Here is a 19,855-nt window from a genome sequence, read left to right as displayed (position 1 = left end):
CTCCTTTTCGAGGAACGAAGTTACTGGTACGACGATGCCGCCTTCCAGAGCAGCACACCGAGGCAACCGGCGATTGCGATCCAGTACGGCGCCAGCAACGGAATCGGCGCGATCAACACCGAGAACGCAACGCCGAACACCAGCAGAATGCCGTGACCCGCCAGGTGGAAGGAAACCGGGCTCACATAGCCCGCAGCAGCCGCGCGAATCTTCCGACGCACTGTCCCGTCGACGAACATGGCAACGCAGAAGGCCAACGTACCGATTAGCCAGAGCTTCATGATCGTGAGCCGGTAGACCACGCGATAAACCAGCCGCCAGAAGTTGTGAACCCACGTGCTGGCCAGATTGGTCATCCCGCCATCATCTGCGTCCGCCCCCCGCGTGGTTTCGAGCGATGCCGCCACCACCCCAGTGTCTACGAAGTACCGCCTGAACAACCGGTTCGTGGTCGCCACAGCACGATCCGCCCGATCCTCGCCGATCGTCGCCACCACCGAGCGAGTTTCCGCTTCCGGGATCTCGAATAACGATCGATTCGGCACGACCGGCATGATCGCGACGGCTACGAGTGGCACGAAGAAGAACCAGACCTTCACATGCCGGACAAACCGGCTATCCGCCATGGCTGCCTCCCATCAGCGTCAGCAGGGAGGCAATCGCCCGACAGGCCAGGTAGCTCGGAAACGCGACGAGACCAAACAGCCCCACGTAGAAGTGAAGTGGGCGGCGACCGATGAACAGCGCGAGCGCATAGGCCAGCGCGTTTTGCCCCCGCGCGAACTCGGCCGGTACCGGCGCGTTCGCATCATCCTGGGCGGACGCGGTCGACATCACTCGGCGCGCAACGTCGTCGTCAACCCTGGCCAGCGTCCGAATCAGAAAACGCGTGAGCGACATCGTATCCCTCGAAGTAGAGTCGGAAGTTCTCGCCCGTCAGCGCACGTGCGGCGAGCTGGAATGCGGCGGAGCGCTGGCTGATGTTCTCCGGGCAGCGTTCGTCGACCACCTCGGTCGGCAGATGTGCATGACGCGCCTCGAACACCGTAACCGGCTCAAACATCGGTGACCACACATGGCAGCGCTCGCCGTCGCGCGCAACGTAGCGTCTGGCATAGAGCAGGTGCGCCGACGCGAACATCCCCTGCATGAACGCAACGTGCGGATCGCCTGTTTTCCGTACGCGCCTGACCCCATCGAGTCCCTCCGTGAGCATCTCCTTGACGAGCGGGCCTGACTTGCCGATGAACTTCTCACCGATGAAGTCGGCCACGCGCGTGCACGCGAGCTCCAGCTCCGGCGCCAGCGTGAACACTGGGATCAGGCGGGCCGAAAGCTTATGGTCGCGGATGATTTTTTTGAAGACGACAGACATGCTTTGGTTTTCAGCCATTTAGGATTGGAATGCGTCCCTGATACACCGCGCCACCCGAAATCCGCATGAAGTACTGCAGGTTCGGAAGGCTCTGTATCAGGCGGGATGGAATCAGCGGTACTTTCTCCAGTTGGAGCGAGCGAGACACCGATCCCGTAAATTCACCGACGTGCGACTCGCTACCCGTGCTGGTCGAACTCGACATCACCAGGTTGCGGATCGCCGTCTCCCCGACCTTGTCGGAGAACCAGTCCGCCGTGTCGGTGTCCTCTAAGCGTAAGATGATCTGGTTGTTCAAATTGCCCAAAACCTGCAGCATTTTTGCGGCATTTCCGAGCTTCGCCTCGATGTCCGAGCGCGTCTGGAATGCCACGAACGCCTTGAAGCCTGCACCACGCCCCTTGTTCAGGATCTGGATCACCTGTTCGTTGATCGCCTCCGCGACCTCGTCGATGATCAGCACGACTTCAGGCGGCGTCTCGTAAAAGTTGTAGATCGAGCCGCAGACCGCCGACACGTCGGCGAGCAGCATCGACATGATCGCCTTCGCCACGATGCTGTTCGACAGCGAGTCGGCCCCGACGTGAAGCACCGCCTTCTGGCGAATGATCTTCTCAATGGTCCAGATCTCGCGCTCGTCCTCGAAGTCGTCGACCTTCGGCGCCAGCATCAGGCCGGTTTCGCCGGTCGCGAGCATCTGCAGCAGCGGGAGCGCCGACGCGATGATCCGCATGTAGTGTTCGCGGTCGTGCGTGTGCGTCGAGATCAGGCCGTCGATCGCCTCGTGGCCGCGATCGAGTGCCGCGAACCGTGCCTGGTACAGCGCGACCATGCCATCCACTTTGGAGACGCCGGGCTTGTTGGCCATCTTCACCGTGTCGGCTGCGACCTGCGTTTCCCAATCCGTCAGGCCCTGTTCGAGGAAGAAGCGCTTCAGCGCCTTCTCCAGCAGCGTCGCGATGCCCGACTGGGCATACTTGAGAATCGACCGCAGGTTCGGCTTGTCGCCGATGTACAGCTCGCCGTTTACCGAGCGGCTGATGAACAGGTACGCAAAGTCGCGGAACGGCCCCTCCTCCATCAGCTGCGCGATCCGGCTCGGGATCTCCGAAGGTTGCGACCAACTATCGAGCGGCTCCAGGCGAATCGATTCCGAGGGCTTTGCCTGATTGAAGTACAGGAACTTCCGGCCGGCCCGTTTGCACTCCCGCTCCACCCGGAGCTTCCATTCCTTGTCGTTTTTCGGATCGAAGTCGAGCAACACATCGCCGAGATGGATCACCTGAGTGGAAATGCACTCGTAGGTACGGGTCTTCCCCGCACCAGTCGTGCCGCCCACCGCGGTGTGGCCGCCCATCGCCTTGTAATGGAACGGCACGAAGCCCTTCGCCGGCTCAAGCCCGTGGATCCATGAGACCCCTTGAGGCATGCGGTCCCTGATACTGTCCTTCGGGGCAAAGAGCCGCTCGATCATCTCCTCGAACTGGCGTCCGGTTTTGGTTTTCGGCAGCCACTTCGGAAGGCCCGGGATATCCGTCGACGGCATGCGAAGAATGTCATGCGCAATCTGGCAGTGCTTCTGTGTCCACTCAAAGCCCGTGCCGAGAAACATCGCATTCGCTTCCGATTTCATGCGCGACTGGATCGCAAGCAGCTTGGGCACCGCGAGCGTCGTCAGCCATTTCGTCGAGATGGCCATGCGGAATTTCAGCGCGCGCCAGACCTGCCCCGATCGAATTGCAAATGCCACCAGGGCGATCAGCGCGAATGCCCACGCATGCGGCATCCCGGACAGGGGCAACATGACAATCGCGAGCAGCCATACGAGCGCGGCCCTGAGCTCGTAGATCGGGCGAAAATGGTTGATGTAGCCGTTCATAGGGCGCGCGCCTGAATCAACTCACCGGCGCGCGGCGCTAGCGTGACTTCCATCGGCTCATTGGCAAGCAACAGGCTGCGGCGACGCATGTGCTCGATCAGGGTGTCGCTCGCGATGCCGTAGCTACCGATCAGGCGCTTGGGCAGCACCAGGCCCAACTCACTCCACCGCACCTTGGCCTTCCCCGCCTGAACGTCCTGCCCGAGGGCGCGGAAGAAATCCACGATCATGCGCGGCGCGCCCTTGAGCACCGCGTCGAACGCTTCCGGGGACGGCTCAACGCGACGCTCCGGATCGATCACGGCCGACTGTGGTCCGGATTGCGCCGGCTGCACGGCCGGCTCGCGTGACTCAGCAGGCGTCGGCGCGCCCAGTTGAGGTGGGCTTGGTGGCGGCTGCGGACTTGGCACGCCGACCACGCTTGCCGTCCCCCCTTCCGCGGCGGTCGCCGCTTGGGCGGTCGGGGTGGTCGGGGTGGTCGGCGTAATCGGTGACGGCGCGCGTCCTGCCGCCGTCGGCGCAGCGGGCGCCGGCGCGGCCGAGGCAGGCGTGCCGGCCGGGGTCACCACCGGCTCGAGCTCGCCCGCAACGTGGATCGCAGACGGCACGGCAAACTTCACCGGCTCGAACACGCCACGCTGCGCTTTCCGATCGAATTCGGCCGCCGTCGAAATCGCCTGGCGGACCACCCGATGGGTCAACGATTCGACACCGACCGGACTTGCAGTCGGGTTGATCGACCCGAACACCTCGGCCAGCACCTCCGCATCCAGGCCCGAGAGCAGTTCACTGCCGACCAGCGCCTGCGCGAGCATGCCGGTGCGCATCCGCTCAACCGCAAGCGGCGCCGACCGGCGCGATATCCGGTAAGGAAGATCCCCCAGCCACGGCCCGGCCGCCCCGTGAATCGACGGATTCCAGACCTGCTGATCGGCCTCGCGCACCACCTCGAAATGCCGATAGGGCTCATCCAGCCACGAGCAGATTGCAGCGAGGAACACCCCATAGTTGTATTGCGGCTCGATGCGCCGCCGGCGTTCCGACGGCAAGTTTGTGCCGAACTTCTGCCCGCCGGCCAGCCGCATCGCGTAGAAGGCCGTCTCGATCGTGCAGCGGAATGCACCACCAGGCTCCCGGTACAGCTCCGGATTGAGCGGAACGGACGAGAACCAATCGGCGCACCGATGCACGAGCGTGAGCCACTTGCGAGCGAATTCCGCTTGGCTGACTTCGTTTGCGCATTGCGCGATCAGATCGATCCGCCGTTCGTTGTTCGCGACCAGCACACTGCGATCGAGCGACTGAAAGAGACGTAGCTCGCTCATCATGCCAAGCCCTTCGTCGCAAGCTTCGTCAGACTCTTGAATGCCCCGCCGCTCGCATTCGCGCCGCCGCCGAACATGGAGGCGAACTTCGGAACCTCGAACGACAGAATCAGGACGAAGATCGACAGATCGAGTGTCAGCGATCCGGCATACGGTGTGGTCAGCCCCTTCGAGATCGCGTTGGTAAACGCGCTCGTGATCGTGGTCGTCACCAAGCGCTGAAGGATCGCCGCGACAACCATATACATGCCCGCACTGATCATGTAATCGAGCCAGGTCTTGAAGTAGCCGCGCGTGAACTCCGACATACCTAACGCCAAGGCGATCTTGCCCATCACGATGCCGACGGCCATCTGAATGGTGCCCAGCGAAATGAAGAAGAGAAATACGAGAGACGCGATCATCAGAAAGCCCCAGGCGAACAACAACGGCATCAGATTGATCGCCAGTGCGATGTAGCTCCACCAATGCGCGGCCTGGAAAGCCTCGATAACCGCATCGAAGATCGAGCCTGCGGATTTGACCATCGCGGACGGAAGCGACTGTGCATCCGTGCCGGACACCGCTACCGCCATATCGTTAAACCATTTATAGAACCCGGGCGCCCAGGTGGCGTACATCAGGAAGATCGAACCGAAGATGCCGAGAATCGCCAGGTCCTCAATCAGCGACTGCCACGCCGCCACGGGATCCCTGGTTGCGGCATACCGAACTCCCGCGAGTGCAACTGTGATGCCTGCCAGCCCGCCAGCCATCTTGTTCGCGTGCTGATCGAGCGGTTGACTAAGCGTCACCGCGAGGTCGATCAGATCCTTCATGATCTTCGCGATCTCGTCTATCGCCGCCATTGCCCCCTTCGCCACCTCGCCCGGTTGGTAGCTCGAGCTCCATCCCGAGGTGCCCGATGGCAAATCGAACGCGTACGCGCTCGAAGCCGTGGCGACACCGATCAGCATCAGCACGAGCAGCGTCAAGGCCCCGCGGCGCAACCGCTTCGCAGAATCGTTGGCCATCACCGACTCAGAACCCATATGCCGACCGCTCGGCCTGCTGCTTCGAAATGAAGCGGTTCGCGTCCGCCGCCTTCTCCTTGTCGTCTTCAACCTGCTGCGCATCTTTCTGCGAGTCGCGTTGCGCCTTCGCTGCGTTGAGTTGAAGAATGTCGGCGTTCTGGCTCGTCACGATGTCGAGATAGTGCGTCGTAATCTCCGCCGTCGCCTGCGCCGTCGGCGACAACGACAGTTGAGATTGCAACTCTCGACGGCGCTTCGCCAGATCGTTCGTGTGCTGCATGATGTCCGATCCCATCTGGAACAGGTTGCGCACCACCTTGTCGTTCTGCTGATAGAGCGTGTTCATGTCGGCGAACCACTGCTCATTGGTCTTGCCAGAACGGCTCACCAACGTCTGCACCTGCGAAACCCATTGGCCACCCTGCTTGAGGTCACCGTACAGGCCGTTGAGGGTGCCGACCAGATTCTTTACTTTGTTGATGTCGCCGGTGATCTGCTCATACGCGGCCTTCCACGCGGCTGGATCGAGGTTCTTCGCCTGCAGCAGCTGGTTCGCCATCATCTGGTACTGGTAGATGATGTTGGTGTTCTGGTAGATCTCACCGCGCACCGCCTTCGCGGCCGTAATGACGTTCTGCGCGAAGTTGGTCGGATCGAACACGATCATGGCCGAGGCATGCTGGGCCGAGAAAAGGGATGCTGCGACGACGGCGGCACGGAGGAGGCGCATTTTCAAGGGATCACCTATCAGTCGAGAGTCAACATTTCTTGGAGGTACTCTTCACGCCAGTGCGGCGAGCCGGAGTCGTGGTGTTTGTCGAGCACCCGTTGGGCGGCGCCGTCGGCGCGCAAAACGGCAAGTGCTTCTTTCGGGAATTGCGCGTGGAGCATCCGTGCGTGATCAGGCGTCACCCACAGGTAATCGCGGTTGGGTACCGCGTCGGCAATCATGTCGATCAGGTCGTCAGTCAGGCCGAACACATCCCGATAGAGGTGCTTGTTGTTACGCGCGTCCCGGTTAGGCAGGAAGAAGAAGTTCGGGATGTTCTCCTTCAGAATCTCGAAGTTCTTCACGCGGGCAAGCTGCCCTAGCGACTGGGTCGCCATCACAAGAGTCCCGTTCAAGCCGCGAATCGTGACGGCCCACAGTTCCAGGCGGGCATAGAAGCGTTCGTACTGGAAGAAGAAGCCGCACTCTTCGACCTCGATGATCGTGAAGCGCTTCCCGTCCAGCCATTGCGAGATGCGATAAAACGCGTAATCCATGAATAGCGCGGCGGCGACCGGGTACTTTTCAAACAGGTCCCCCATCTCGATCGCGATATCGTCCGACAGCGAGAACGCATCCTCGACGTGATCGAAGAAGCGACCGTTCTTTTCACCTTGCGTCCAGATCTGGAGCCGCTCACGCAGCTCGATCGGCAACAACGTGTTCAGCATCGACAGCGTCCAGAGTTCGCGGTCATACTCGCCGCCGCCCAGCGTTGCGACAGCCTGATAGATATCGGTCTGCTGCTGCGGCGTACAGTGGAAGTCCTCATCCTCGATCGCCATCTGCACCCATTCCGCCACATAGGTCCAGTGCCGCTTATCCGCCAGCAGCGAAAGCGGGTTGACCGGCGTGGCCGCGCCGAACCGCCCCGTCGCATCGACAAAGCGACCGTTCGCCATCACCGTCGGAATCCGCGTCGACCGGTTCTTGTCGAACTTGATCCGGCGCGGGTTGTGGCGCCCGGACTGCGACACGAGAAAGTTCAGGAAGATCGTCTTGCCCGCGCCGATCGGCCCGACCACGAGCGTGTGCGACTTCCCGCCCGGTTGGTGCAGCGTCACGCGCTGCAGCGTGCGGTGACGCGTGGGCAGAACGGTAAGCGGCCCGGTCTGCTCGCCGGTCTGTTGGGTCAGCCATTGGTTGACCGGACTGCCTTCCTCGACCCCGCGCAACGGCGCAATGTCGGAAACGCACGGTGTTTCGACGAACTGCAGACGCTTTTGCTGATCCCACCGTCCGGGCAACGTGGTCGCCCATGCCGCCGGGATGTTGCGGGTCTCCAGGATGACGCCAAACCCCGCATTGCCGATGCGGCCGACGACTTCACGCGCGTTGTCGTCGCACTCCTCAACCGTGTCCCCATAGATGACCACCGAGATGTTGGCGAACCCATACTGCGTCCCATCGGCCACAAGCTTCGCCAGTGCGTTTTCAGCCTCTTCGGCGAGGATTTCACGCCCCTTGTCGTTCTTTTCCGCCTCCTGCTTTTCATCCTTCGAGAAGAAGCTCTTCAGGATCGCAAGCGGGTTGAACGCCGCGACCTTGTAGAACTTGCGCATCTTCTCGATGTAGACCCGCGCCTTGTGGGTCGACAGGAAGCGGAACATGACGCAGATGTCGAGCTCTGCATCGACGTCCGCCAGGACATCGAGGGCGGCCTCCTGAAACCCCATCCATTCCTTCACGGACACGATCTTCGCGTACCGCTTTCCGTACGCTGACTCGAACATCAGGTGCTCCGTGCCGTACGTCACGAACGTCTCGGTCAGATGGGTGTCCAGCATCGTGACCGGGTAGCGAACGCGGCGCGGCGGAACGGAGGGGTTCGCCGTCTGGTGCAGGAACGCCATGGCATTCTGCAGTTGCAGGCGCTTCATCTTGAGGCGCGTCACACCGCCCTTGAAAGCATCGATCACCCCCTCGAACCGCTTGATGTCGGACGTGATCCGTTCCATGTCGAACGCGAAGGCGCTGCGTGCAAACAGCACGTCACGGAGGGTTTCCCATAGAGCGACCGGCACCGACTTGCCGCCGACCGTCATGTGGTAAGCGACTTTCTCGAAGATCTTGTTGATCCCGGTCTCGGGCGTATAAGCGAGCGCCAGCGAATGGGTGTTGCGGAAGAACTTGCCGCTGCCGACGTGTGCGCGATTGATGGCATCGATGCGCTCGTCGATCCGGGACGAGAATCCACCCTGTATGTCCCCACGGACACGCCGATGCGACAGTCGCCACCACGCCGTTACCCGGTGGTCGAAGTTCTTGCATGCATGATCGAGGTTGTCTCGCGCTGCCGAAATATCAGCCTTGTTCGGCGAGTCGGCGTCGATCCCGTCGAACGTGAACACCGTCAGCAGCGACCCATCCTTGTCCAGGACAAGCTCCGGGGTGACCATCGTCGCCCACGGCGCAATCTCCTGCACCGGACCGCGTTTGATTTTCGAACTCAACATTGCAGATCCTGATCGAACCCGTAGGGACGCTTAAACCGAACCGAGAACTTCGTCGTGGGGAGGGGCTCGTGTACGTCCGGATAGCGGTTGTAGACGATGAGCACCTCCTTCCACCACGGATCGGTCGACGACAGCCATCGGAGCACCCAATGGATGCCAATTCCGACGACGAGGAACGCGGGCGTCATCGCGCTGTAGCAGAGCAGCGTCGTGATCGTCCCGTTCGCGATCGCGAGTCCGCGCTCCGCCCCGCCTAACTGGCGGGGCAGCGACAGCGAACGGCTGACTTTTTTCGGCTTACGCACAGGTGTAGTCGATGTGCATGCGGTTCTTCACGATCGGAATCGCACACGCCGCGACACCGAGTCCAATGAAGACGGTCGCGAGAAACTTGACGATGTTGCTCTCGGAGTTCGCGATCATGATTGCGGCCATGATGATCACCACGATGCCGATACAGAACAGCACCGGGCCGCTCACATAGGCCTGAATCAGACAGATCATCGACGCGGCGTTGCCGAGATCGCTGAGATCCACTGCATGCGCCGCCGGTGTGGCAAACGCGATCGCGGCTGCGATCAACGTGGAGCGGATCTGCCCGCGACCGAACAGGTAGTGCGCCGCGCTGCGTACTTTGGCAGTCGCCGGTCGAAGGAAGGCGCTGACAATTTTGGCGAGCGGCGAGTGAGCAAAAGCGTTGAACAACTTCTTCATTGGAAACCCCGTATGGTTAAAAAACGCGCTCGAGGACGTAGTCCCCGTTTTTGAAACCCTTGATGGCGAGCACTTCCGACACGTGGCGCAGCTCGCCCGTGCGACGCAGGTGCACGACGTAGTGAAAGCAATCGGCGATGGCCTTGCGCATGTCGGCAAGCTCCCAGCGGCTCCCCGTGGGGATACCAAGCATCGCCAGACTCTCGAGACGACTCAGCGCGCCGCGCGCATCGTTCGAGTGGATCGAGCCCATGCCACCGTCGTGGCCGGTGCTCAGTGCCTGAATAAAGTCGTACGCTTCGCCGCCCCGAACCTCACCGACGATGATCCGGTCGGGCCGGAAGCGCAGACACAGCGCGACCAGGACCTGCGTGGTCACGCCCTTGTCGGGGTTCGACAGCAGCCGCACGCGATTCGGCGCGGACAGTTTGAGTTCCATCGTGTCTTCGATCGTGATGACACGCTCCTCTGGCGGAATCTCCGCATTCAGCGCGTTCAGGAAGGTCGTCTTGCCGGTCGACGTGCCGCCTGCCACCAGGACGTTCGCTCGCGATCGAACGAGCGCCCGGAATGCTTCTCCCAGGACCTCGTCATGCGCACCTGGTGGAAAGATCGCGCGCTCCACCTCGCGGCGAGCGTGGACGAGCGAGAACGCGCCCATGCCAACGTAGTCGGCCAACGACAGGTTCGATTCCCGATGCTTCCGGATCGCAAGCGCATGCCCGTCGATCGCGGTCGGCCGCATCACTGAGGCGATCCGGAGATTCTTGTGGCCGCCGTTGATGATCCCCTGCGCGGTACCGGCTTTCGCGGACTTCTCGACCGACGACGCGAGCGACAGAATGGCGCCCTGCAGCTTCGCGGGATTGAAGCGCATGTCGAGCTTGTGCATCTCACCGCGCCGCTCGATCCAGACGTTGTCGTAGTCGTTGATCATGATTTCAGCGACGTCGGGTGCATCCAGCGGACCGGTCAGCTGGTCGAGCGACGCGAAGAACAGCTTCACCGCGTTGTCTTCGAGCGGACGGACCTTGAGCAACTCCTCGGCAGTGATCTGCGCGCTCGGGCGAGACGCCGGCGCATCAGGCACCGGACGGTCGACGCTCGGCTGATTCGCGGTTGGCGGATTCTGGGCAATTTCGGACATGCAGCTATTGTTCAAGCTGCGCGCGCCGCTGGCGGACCGAAAGAATGGCGAAATTCAGCAGCTTTCGTCGCACCCCAAACGGCGGCGTTTGCGACTGCTCAGGCCTGCGTTCGCGTCAACCGGTTGAGGGGGCTAACCGAGAATGCTCCAGAAAAACGTATAGCTTTCTCCGGGTTCCCCTCCACCCTTCCATGGTTGCTGTTTCGCGCACGCGAAAAAAAACCCGGTCGCGAGGACCGGGTGGGTGACAGAAGATGGGCGCGTGACCGCGGCGCTCAACAGATAACCTCGACCATCTCACCGAACGGCGCGCGCCTCGCACGCTTGAGCGGCGTGGTCGACGCCCAAAGCACCGGATAGGACGGCGCCTCCTTCGGAAACGCGCCGTCCATATCGGTCAGGTAGACGAGAAACGCCGGATCGATCCCTTCCGCCAAAATGCGACGGAAGGGGTCGACGAACGACGTCCCCCCACCACCTTTCAACGGAGCGAGGTCGACCGGCTCGCCGCGCTCGAACACCTGCACCTGCGTGACGCGCGTGTCGCAGTCCATGACAACCAGACGGCGAGGTCGAACCGCATCGAACATCGACTCGATCTCGGCGGCAAACTGCGCCTGCGTCGCGTCCCACACCGACCCGCTGGCGTCGCGCACGAACACTGCGTCGCCTACCGCCGGCTCATTCAACGACGGCAGATACAGCCCTGCGTGAAGGTAGCGGCGATTCGGCTGCGCCCACGTGTACTCCGTCGGCGCCGCTTCCTGCGCAAACCGGTGCAGGAGCGCGCGCCAATCGACGGTCGATGCAACAGCTTGCTCGATGGCGGCTTGCAGCCCGCCGCTGAGCCTGCCAGCGGCCCGGGCAGCTTTCGCCGCCTGCAGGACCGCGACCTTCCACTCGGCCTCCTTCGCCGCCTTGTCGGGCCCCGCGTACTGGCGAACCTCGCCGCATGCGGGACCGGCATCAGGCTTTGCATCAGGCGTAGGGCTTGCGGCCGGAGTGTTCCCGCCGTTCGCGGGTTGTGGCGAACCGGGGCCGCCGGAACCGGCCGACGGCTGATTCCCGTCTGCTTTACCCGATTGCCCGTCGCCTTGCTTCCCAGCGCCTTGCTTGGCCTTCTGCCGTGCCTCGTTCTGCCGCACGCCGTAGATTTCCTCGGCCGACCGGCCCTTGAAGCGCGGGTCGACGAGTCCACCGGGCGGCAACTGCAGCCCGGCGTCGAGCACGATCGGATTCACGGCGTAATCGCATGCTTCATTCCAACCCTTGTGCTCGCGATAGCCCTGACGCCAACAATGTCCGTTCGCGACGTGCAACACCTCGTGGGCGAGCACGCCGCGCACCTGCAGGTCGTTCAGGTCAGCCGCGTACACCGGGTTGTAGCCCAGCGATTCGCTGTCCGTCCAGAACGTTTCGCAGGTCGGATCCTCGACAACCTTGAGCCGAAGCGCCAACGCCCCGATGAACGGGTGGTCGAGGACAAGCGCCGTGCGCTGCTTCGCGATGCGTTCATAAAGTCGCGTGTCCATGGCGACCTCATGCGGCAAAGCGCAGCGGCGGAAGCTGGATCGCCTGATCGATCACCTGATCCGCGATCGGCGCCGGTGCGCCGCCCATGAAGGCCGCCATCAAGCCTTCGATCTCGGTCGCCTTGGCAGCGACTTGCGCACGCAGCACGTTGGATTCCTTCAGTTCCGCGCCGGTGTGGGTGGCCAGATGCGTCTTGGCCTGCTCGAGGATATGCGCCAGCTTCGGATCGTTGCTGAAATTCAGCTTCGGCAACAGCTCGCAGAGCTCACGGACATGGTTGGCGACGTCCATGCGAACGTTGCTGGATGCGTACAGACGGTTCGCCATCGTCGACACGGCCTCGTACAGCCGGCCGACCAGATCGTTGTTCGCGGTCTTGATCGACTCGAACACGTGCTGGTCGATCTCGGTACGCAGGTTCGTCAGCACGTCGCTCGGCAGATCGACCCCGAACTGGCTCGCGTCCGGGAACGGCAGCACCGACAGCTTTATGCCGAATTTTCCGGACAGCTCGGCCAGCGACGGATAGTCGGCCTCGTTGTACAGGCCGTTCATCTCCGCGCGCGCCTGCTCCTTCAGATCCAGATAGTTCGTCAGGAAAACCGACACTGCGAGATCGAACTCGTCCTTCATCGCGCGCATACGCTCGGCCACATCCATGTAGATCATGGTCGGCAGCAGGCGCACGCCCAGTTGGTCGTACTTCAGCGTGCGGCCGTAGTAGTAGGAACGGATCCGGTTGCCGATCGACAGCACTTCGGCGTAGCTCGGCGCGTGCTCGGGCAGCAGGCGCTTGTTGAATCGGCCAATGCCGCGCGCGTGGTGGCTCTTCTCGACCTCCTCGGTGACCTTGCCGTCGTAGCGACGGGCGACCCACGTGGAAATCGTGACGGACGACAGCATGACCTTGGACTTCAGATCGGTAATGTTCATGGAATGACTCCAGATAGAAACTGAATGGATGAGACGAAAAAAAGCCACGGCGCGCGAGCGGGCCGTGGCAACAGGAACTACGATGGAAGGTAGGTGGCGATCAGTCTTCGCCGCGGATGATCTTGCCGATCTCGCCGCCTTGCGCGCAGACGAAGGCAGGATGACTCTGCAACTCCGGCTTGCGCACGGTCGCGTCGCGCACCAGGACCGCCGTGAATTCGCGGTGGCCGGCGTTGACGAGGCGATCCGCGTACCGCAGGACGCGCTCGAAGTTGCCTTCGCCGGCCTGGCAGGCAAGCGCCGTCGTCAGCGCATACAGCACGCTCGGCTCATCCGGAATCGGCCCGAGATCGGGGTTCATCAGAATCGCGTCGACAGACGGCAGCGCTCGGTAGATCGAGAGAAAGCTGACGAACTCCGCCGCCGCGCCCTCGCCGACCACGCCGCTGACCGCATGGGTCAGCAGGTGCGCGGGAACGGACGGGAACACCCTGGCAACGAAGCCCCAGCTGCGCGGGCTCGGCGATGCCTCGATGTCTCGGCTCGTTTTAACGACCGAGAGCAGATCGGGCCGGAACCGGAGAAATGCGATCAGCTCCGGCGGCACGTTGTGTGCAACCGCCCAGCGTGTCCAGTCGTTGATCGTCGGCTCCAGTTCAACCACAGCGGCGAAGCGCGAGATCACCGGATCGAGAATCCCGGCCACACCGGCGTTATCGCCGCGCCGGTTGGTAGCAGCCACGAACGTCACCTGATCCGGCAGCTTGTGCTCGCCGATCCGACGGGCGAGCAGCAGTTGCATCTTTGCGGCCTGCACGGCCGGCGATGCCTGCCCAAGATCGTCGAGAAACCAGAGCAGCGGCCGGCGCGCGCTCAATGCGCGCTCGAGGTCGCCGAACGGCAGGAACCGCGCACGTTCGCCGTCCGATGACGGGAACGGCAGGCCCTTCGAGTCCGTCGGATCCTCGACCACCGGATGGCTGATGAGCAGATCGTGGTCGGTCGCGGTCGCAGCAGCTTCGACGATGTCGGATTTGCCGATGCCGGGCCGGCCACTGATCAGCACCGGGAAGCGCTTCGGAATGTAGATGCTGAGCAGCCCGGTGAGCTGCGCGGGGGAGAGTTTCATGGGGGTTCCTTGAATAGAAAGCCCCACGGGATCGCGCCCGGCAGGGACGTGACCCTGCGGGGCGATTGGAGATGCCGCGATGCGGCGTGTCGATGCGTCCGGAGACGCCGTTTGATCCTTAAGCGTGCGCTTGTGTGAGCGCGGCGGCCTGTCTTTCCGTCAACGATGACCGCGGCACGCATTTCGCGCGCGTGACGATCATCACGCCGTAGACGTCCGCGAGTACGCGGGCCTCGGGGCAAAGTACGAGCAGCTCGTCGGGGCCGATCGGCGCCGGCGAGCGATTGCGCCACACGTTGATGGCCACCTCGATCTCTGCGATCGAGATGACGTCCGGTGGGAAGCGGGGTGATACGTCGAGTTGGTTCATGGGTGACCTCGAAAGTGTCGCCCCGTGAACGACGCCCTGCGGGACGTAATCCCCTGGGGCAGGAAAAGGCCGCTTCGCGGCGGGTTCGATGCGTCGATGACGCGGTAAGTAAAGCCAGTGTAGGCGTCCCTGTGCCACACGCTGGCCGGAAAGGTCGGGAAAAGCGGGCGGCTTTGGATCTGCCACGCTGCGAATGGACGAAAAAAAACCGGCGCACGAGGCGCCGGTTGTTCAATATCGACTGACGGAAGACCGCTCATGCGAGAAGCAGGTCCCCGATCAAGCCGCGAGTGACGTCAGTCGGGAACGCGCATAGTCCAGCGTACCGTTCTTCGCGTGGAGCGTTCGCCCCTCGGTCGAACCAGGCCTCGCCAATGCGTAGCGCGTCGCCGCACCATGGCGAAAGCTGCGGATGTCGGAATACCCGTCAGCAATCGCGCGATCGACGTGCTCGACGCCCGTGATCACCGCATTATCGGGCGTGCGATACCGCGCACGCTCTGCTTTCGCCTTGGCGTCATTCGCGGCCTCTTGCGCACGTCGCCGTGCTCGAGCGGTGTCCTGCTTTGCCTCCCACTCGGCTTGTACCGCCTCATCGAAGCCGCAGAACGTGAAGATCGCGCGCCGTCGGCGGGTCGAGTTCAATCCGCGCAACGACAGTCCAAACTGCTCTCGCAGTACCTGCTTGCTGTGGTCGTTCCAGCCATCAGGATGATCAAGAACCTTCAGCAGGGTGCTAACGTCGCGGGCTTCGACAGCGGCCGCGAACTGGTTCGGCCATTCGAACGTCGTACGCCCTCGATCCAGCGTCGCCAAATCGGTCTGCAGGTCATACTGCCGCTGCGAGATCAGCCCTTTCTGGCGATCGGCTTCGAGCCTGTCCCGCGACTTCTTCAGTACGGCATCCCCGATCAGCTCGCGCAATCGCGCAGCAACGGGGGACTTGGCGATGCCGACATCCACCGGGCGCTGGTATTGCTCCGGAAGATCCAGCTTGTGCACGAGGCCTGCCGCGTACAGCCGGTCGTCGACGTCGGTGTACGTGATGTCGGCCGGGGCAGACTTTAGCGCCGCGACGATATCGGTACCGAGCTCGCCGTCGATCTGCCGCTTTTCGTGCCGGAAGATCGCGACCGCGTTCTGCATCACGCCGTACGGAAGCGAGTTGCGAAGAGCCGGCACGTCCAGGAGAACCGGGAACCACTGCAGATCGTACCGGAAGTGCTTGGCGTCGCCGCGGTAGTCTGCGAGCACCGTGTCCGGGATCGGCTGATCCCGAAACAGCGCATGGGCGACATGCACCTCGTGCCGGCCGTTGACCCCACCCGAGAGCGAGAGCCGCGGCCCTTGCGACGTGTAGCCGAACAGGGTGTCCGCGACCTGGTCGCAAACATCGCCCAAGTGAAAGCGGTGGCCAGCGGCTCGTGCTGCCTCTACCTCCGCCTCGAGCTGTTCGCCCGACAGCAGCCAAGCCGGTCTCGACGCGAGCTCGAACACGAACTGGAAAATCTCCCAGCGCTTGCGAGTGACCTGCCAGGGCTGCAGCGCCTTCCCGTCTTTGCTGAACCAGCGGTCTCGAAGCTCGGTAAAGAGCGACGTGAAGATTGCGTGGGCGGTACCCGGCTGGCGGACGGTCAAGATGCCGTTATAGCGCAGAATCGGCAGCGGGGTGCCGCCATGAATCAACGAGATCTCTGGCGTTTCGTACGCAGACAAGGTCGCGTCGTGGAAGAACACGTGGAACGCGTGCGCGAGGGTCTCGACGTGAATCACTTCGTTGGGAGTGTGAATCGTATACATCAGTGGTTGTCCTTGCAAAAAGGGGCAACCACCCCATCCGGGCAGTTGCCCCGGATTGGGAGAAAGAGAGGGTGATGCGTCAGTCGATATCGAGCAGGTTCGATACCACCGCTGCAACGGCCCAGCCATGGGAACGTGTCAGCGTCTTTATGCGAATGAGCGGTTGTGTTCGCCAGTGGCCGATGCCGCGCTCTGCTGAAAGCCAGACAGTGTCGATATGTACGATCCACCCTTCCGACTGACCACGATGGATCGACACTGAACTACGTCGCCGCCCACCATCAACCGGCCAGTTGGTCCAAGGCTTCGCACCAAAAACGGCCTCGTTCGCATACCGCGACTGATTCGCAACGGTCACCCATTCGGGCTCGAGACCGGCGGCTCGTAACGCCTGCTCCACGTAACGAGCGACCTCTTCGACCGTCTTGCCGGCGAATTTATGCATATCCAGCGGCCGCGATACCGGCTGCTCCAGAACTTCAAACATGGAAACCCCAAAATAAAAAGGGCCGCACCGTGAGGTGCAGCCCTTAATTGGACAGAAGCCGCCGAGGTCGGCGGCCGTCAGTTCGATTTAATGCGTGTGGTGACGCAGAGAACGACGTTGGTCGCGCTCCGCCTTGCGACCGCGTTCGCATGCGACGATGCCGTAGCCGCAGAACACCAGCGTCAGAAGCAGTGCAACAGGACCGAAGTACATTTTCATTCTCCGTTCATGGAATCCATGCCTATAACGTACGTTATCACACCAATCACGACCAGAGCGGCGACGTTCATCGCGGCCCAGATAGAGAACTCCGAGATGGCGTGCACGTAGCCGACTAACCCGACGATCGATGAGACCGTCAGCGTGTGACAGAAGCGCCCGAACTGCTGCCGCTGGTCCTTCGACCAGGACGCGCGCACGAGCCGGGCGCTCAATCTCGATCGCGGCTCCGCCGCAAGTTCGGTTACCGACGCAACGTCGAAGCTATCTGCCGTCCCCTGGACCAGGGTTGCCTCAAACCCGCCCCAAGTCGCCGTAACGACCGGAGGAGGCTCCATTTCCTTGACCGCGATCAGCAGCTCTCGCATCTGCACGGAAATGAAAACGATCTGCTCATCCGAATCGTACGATCCGCGATCGACGACCGTCAGGCCCGAAGGAAATTCGACACGCACGTCAACGAATTCCATCGTGCCTCCTACCGCCGGTCGCTATCGAGACCATCCACGAGCCGAAGGCCGCCAAGCAAGGCCTGGTAGCCCTCGTCCGTGTCGAGTTGGGCGAGCGGCACGACGTTGTCGCCGCCGCCTGACAGGTCGCGATGACCCCGCCGCGTGCGGAACGACACCGCGACGCGTTGGCGGGATGCCGTATCCGCGATTTCGAGCAACATCCGGCTGGTGCGCAGGGTGACGCGGCAGCCGCGGCCTGCTTTCGCCGGCTCCGCCACCACCTCGTGTTCACCCGTGCGCAACCTCAGGTCGCGCGCGACGCGATGCAGCATTCGCTTCGCGTGGTGCGTCAGTGCCGCGTCGGCCGCGGCGCCAGCCGCGCGCCGATCGGCGTGAAGAACTTTCGGTACCTTGAACATCTTGCCCTCGAAACAAAAAAAGCGAGGCCCCCTTTCGGAGGGCCTCGCTATGAATGGGAAAGCCGGCGATCGCCGGAATCGAAAATGGGCTCAGCGCGTGACGCGCAGCCCTGAATTGCTGCTGACCAGCATCACACGGTCGCCCGTGGTGAAGCGCTGGTCGTCCGTTTGCACCACGACCAACACTCGGCCGGCGGCGGTACGAACAACGATCTCGACACCTGCGTGACGCTGCAGGACTGCCGATACCTTCTGCGTGATAAACCCGGCGCTCGCGCCGGCGATGGCACCGGCGATATAGCGGCCATTACCGCCGCCGATCGTGCGCGAGCCGAGAAACGCACTCACACCCGCGCTAAGCAGCGACGACAGGCCTGAGTTGTCGGAGCCGCTGTCGATCGTGATGGTCCGAACGCTGACGACCGTGGCCGCCTCGATCGTTCCCGCGTGCTGAACGTCATAGCGCTGGTAGACATCGGGCGAACCGAAGTCGTACGACGCACACGCAGTCAGGGACGAGAGCAGCAGGACAGTGATGAGAAGCTTGAACATGACGATTGCCTCAAAAAAAGAGGGCAATCGCCCGTCAGGGGGATTGCCCTGACAGGGAAGCCGACACGTTGTCGGTGAGAGAAATGCGCACGGGCAGAGCCGGTGCGACTGGGTCGATGCGCGGAAGCGCGAGAAACAAGATCAGTGTAGGACTACGCGCCAGCGCCGCGCGCCGAAATCGTCGCGAAAACCGCCCCGCTTTCCTCTGGACGAAAAAAAAGCGCCTGCCCGATCACTCGGGAGGCGCTTGTCTGCAGATGGATTAGAAAGCGCAACGCACGAGTGTCGCCACGCCGGTAGTTAGAGGCCAGTTCAAAAACCCTGCTCAGCTCGCCTGAAGATGTTCCAGCAGACGAGCGAGCAGCCAAGTTTCAGAAATGCTTCGTGAATGTAAGCACGTCGCTCGAAGCGCGTGCGTAGGCGACGGAAATTGTGGAGCCAGGAGTGCGTACGTTCGACCACCCAACGATACTTGCCGAGACCGCTGCCATGTTCGGTCCGGCGCTTCGCGATCACGGGTTTGATACCGCGCTCGCGCAACGCGCGACGGTGTCGGGTGGAATCGTAGCCGCGATCGGCGTAGACGACGCCGGGCTTCTGAAGCGGTCGGCCACGGACACCGCGAATTGGTGGAATCGCATCAACGAGCGGCAGCAGCTGCGTGACGTCGTTGGCGTTTGCGCCAGTCAGGATGGCGGCGACGGGGACGCCGTTGGCGTCTACGAGGATGTGGTGCTTGGAACCCGGTCGCGCGCGATCCGTGGGGTTCGGGCCAGTTTTTCGCCCGCCCCAACGGCGCGCACGGACGATGAATCGACCGCAGCGTATGACAGATCGATTTGGCCGGCCGCACGCAACTTGTCGAGCAGCAACTCGTGCAGTTGGTCCCATACACCAGCCTTTTGCCAGTCGCCCAGTCGCCGCCAGCAAGTTGCGCCGGAGCCGAAGCCCAGCCGAGTCGGCAAGTGGTTCCAGCGCATTCCCGTTTTGAACACGAACAGGATGCCGTTGAGCGCCGCACGATCGGACACGCGCGGACGACCAGGATCGCTCTTCGCACGAGGCGTCACGGGTGGCAACAATGGTTCGATCAGTATCCACAGTTCGTCGTCAATGATCGGCGCTTCCATCCTTGGGCTTCCGTTGTTCTGGTGCCCAAGGTTAACAGCTCGCCGAGGAAGTAAACAGCCCCTCTCGGGGTTTTTGAACTGACCTCTAAGCGATTGGCTCGGCACCAAACTTGCGCTTCTGATGTTTGAGGGGTGGGTCTATCTTAGATGAAA

At 62.3% G+C, this 19,855-nt stretch carries 22 protein-coding genes; all 22 read right to left on the bottom strand.

Annotation, left to right across the window (positions count from 1 at the left end):
• Nucleotides 1-20: 20 nt before the first annotated feature.
• On the bottom strand, nt 21-626 hold the full coding sequence (locus ACT2FV_RS16405; protein WP_226117925.1) for a DUF4400 domain-containing protein: 606 nt from the start codon (nt 624-626) through the stop codon (nt 21-23).
• Nucleotides 616-900, bottom strand: a complete 285-nt coding sequence (locus tag ACT2FV_RS16400) for a hypothetical protein (protein ID WP_226117927.1) — start codon at nt 898-900, stop codon at nt 616-618. The genes ACT2FV_RS16405 and ACT2FV_RS16400 overlap by 11 nt, the downstream gene beginning before the upstream one ends.
• Nucleotides 857-1,375, bottom strand: a complete 519-nt coding sequence (locus ACT2FV_RS16395) for a hypothetical protein (RefSeq protein WP_226118144.1) — start codon at nt 1,373-1,375, stop codon at nt 857-859. The genes ACT2FV_RS16400 and ACT2FV_RS16395 overlap by 44 nt, the downstream gene beginning before the upstream one ends.
• A gap of 10 nt (nt 1,376-1,385) precedes the next feature.
• Nucleotides 1,386-3,254, bottom strand: coding sequence for a conjugative transfer system coupling protein TraD (traD, locus tag ACT2FV_RS16390; protein ID WP_444504384.1), 1,869 nt, complete (start codon nt 3,252-3,254; stop codon nt 1,386-1,388).
• Nucleotides 3,251-4,579 (bottom strand): TraI domain-containing protein, encoded by a 1,329-nt coding sequence (locus ACT2FV_RS16385; protein WP_444504501.1) that lies wholly within the window; start codon nt 4,577-4,579, stop codon nt 3,251-3,253. The genes traD and ACT2FV_RS16385 overlap by 4 nt, the downstream gene beginning before the upstream one ends.
• A complete protein-coding gene (locus ACT2FV_RS16380; RefSeq protein WP_444504383.1) occupies nt 4,579-5,592 on the bottom strand; it encodes a type IV secretion system protein in 1,014 nt (337 codons plus the stop codon). The genes ACT2FV_RS16385 and ACT2FV_RS16380 overlap by 1 nt, the downstream gene beginning before the upstream one ends.
• 7 nt (nt 5,593-5,599) lie before the next feature.
• A complete protein-coding gene (locus tag ACT2FV_RS16375; RefSeq protein ID WP_444504500.1) occupies nt 5,600-6,322 on the bottom strand; it encodes a type VI secretion protein in 723 nt (240 codons plus the stop codon).
• Between the two features lie 17 nt (nt 6,323-6,339).
• Entirely contained in the window at nt 6,340-8,817 is a 2,478-nt protein-coding gene (locus ACT2FV_RS16370) for a VirB4 family type IV secretion system protein (RefSeq protein WP_444504382.1), read from the bottom strand.
• The gene (locus ACT2FV_RS16365; protein WP_012367167.1) at nt 8,811-9,122 is read right to left on the bottom strand and encodes a VirB3 family type IV secretion system protein; all 312 of its coding nucleotides are present in this window, start codon (nt 9,120-9,122) and stop codon (nt 8,811-8,813) included. Before ACT2FV_RS16365 ends, ACT2FV_RS16370 begins: the two co-directional genes overlap by 7 nt.
• Nucleotides 9,115-9,531 carry a TrbC/VirB2 family protein gene (locus ACT2FV_RS16360; RefSeq protein WP_444504381.1) on the bottom strand — a complete coding sequence of 139 codons (417 nt, stop codon included), beginning with the start codon at nt 9,529-9,531 and terminating at the stop codon, nt 9,115-9,117. Before ACT2FV_RS16360 ends, ACT2FV_RS16365 begins: the two co-directional genes overlap by 8 nt.
• A 16-nt stretch (nt 9,532-9,547) precedes the next feature.
• Nucleotides 9,548-10,678 carry a CpaF family protein gene (locus ACT2FV_RS16355; protein WP_444504380.1) on the bottom strand — a complete coding sequence of 377 codons (1,131 nt, stop codon included), beginning with the start codon at nt 10,676-10,678 and terminating at the stop codon, nt 9,548-9,550.
• Nucleotides 10,679-10,953: 275 nt separating this feature from the next.
• Nucleotides 10,954-12,210 (bottom strand): vWA domain-containing protein, encoded by a 1,257-nt coding sequence (locus ACT2FV_RS16350; protein ID WP_444504379.1) that lies wholly within the window; start codon nt 12,208-12,210, stop codon nt 10,954-10,956.
• A gap of 7 nt (nt 12,211-12,217) precedes the next feature.
• Nucleotides 12,218-13,144, bottom strand: a complete 927-nt coding sequence (locus tag ACT2FV_RS16345; protein ID WP_175804583.1) for a hypothetical protein — start codon at nt 13,142-13,144, stop codon at nt 12,218-12,220.
• A 100-nt stretch (nt 13,145-13,244) separates the two neighbouring features.
• Entirely contained in the window at nt 13,245-14,273 is a 1,029-nt protein-coding gene (locus ACT2FV_RS16340) for an ATP-binding protein (protein WP_444504378.1), read from the bottom strand.
• A 118-nt stretch (nt 14,274-14,391) separates the two neighbouring features.
• Entirely contained in the window at nt 14,392-14,643 is a 252-nt protein-coding gene (locus ACT2FV_RS16335; RefSeq protein WP_226117950.1) for a DUF3717 domain-containing protein, read from the bottom strand.
• Nucleotides 14,644-14,922: 279 nt separating this feature from the next.
• Nucleotides 14,923-16,443 (bottom strand): hypothetical protein, encoded by a 1,521-nt coding sequence (locus ACT2FV_RS16330; RefSeq protein ID WP_444504377.1) that lies wholly within the window; start codon nt 16,441-16,443, stop codon nt 14,923-14,925.
• Between the two features lie 79 nt (nt 16,444-16,522).
• The gene (locus ACT2FV_RS16325) at nt 16,523-16,930 is read right to left on the bottom strand and encodes a hypothetical protein (protein WP_325090380.1); all 408 of its coding nucleotides are present in this window, start codon (nt 16,928-16,930) and stop codon (nt 16,523-16,525) included.
• 87 nt (nt 16,931-17,017) lie between these two features.
• Entirely contained in the window at nt 17,018-17,149 is a 132-nt protein-coding gene (locus tag ACT2FV_RS16320) for a hypothetical protein (RefSeq protein WP_264160633.1), read from the bottom strand.
• Nucleotides 17,146-17,619 carry a hypothetical protein gene (locus ACT2FV_RS16315; protein WP_444504376.1) on the bottom strand — a complete coding sequence of 158 codons (474 nt, stop codon included), beginning with the start codon at nt 17,617-17,619 and terminating at the stop codon, nt 17,146-17,148. The genes ACT2FV_RS16320 and ACT2FV_RS16315 overlap by 4 nt, the downstream gene beginning before the upstream one ends.
• A gap of 8 nt (nt 17,620-17,627) precedes the next feature.
• Nucleotides 17,628-18,020 carry a hypothetical protein gene (locus ACT2FV_RS16310; protein ID WP_444504375.1) on the bottom strand — a complete coding sequence of 131 codons (393 nt, stop codon included), beginning with the start codon at nt 18,018-18,020 and terminating at the stop codon, nt 17,628-17,630.
• A gap of 90 nt (nt 18,021-18,110) precedes the next feature.
• Complete coding sequence (locus ACT2FV_RS16305; RefSeq protein WP_226117961.1) at nt 18,111-18,572, bottom strand: outer membrane lipoprotein; 462 nt, start codon at nt 18,570-18,572, stop codon at nt 18,111-18,113.
• Between the two features lie 312 nt (nt 18,573-18,884).
• Nucleotides 18,885-19,702 (bottom strand): IS5 family transposase gene (locus tag ACT2FV_RS16300; protein ID WP_444504371.1). Its coding sequence is split into 2 segments (ribosomal slippage): nt 18,885-19,354 and nt 19,354-19,702, totalling 819 coding nucleotides; the frame shifts between segments, so codons are not numbered across the junction.
• Between the last annotated feature and the right edge of the window lie 153 nt (nt 19,703-19,855).

Origin of the sequence: Burkholderia sp. PR2, from assembly GCF_052372875.1 — a bacterium.
In the GTDB taxonomy this organism is placed as follows: Bacteria; Pseudomonadota; Gammaproteobacteria; order Burkholderiales; family Burkholderiaceae; genus Burkholderia; species Burkholderia diffusa.
The sequence above is the reverse complement of the archived record's forward strand: the minus strand, read 5'-3'. Positions and strand labels throughout refer to the sequence as shown.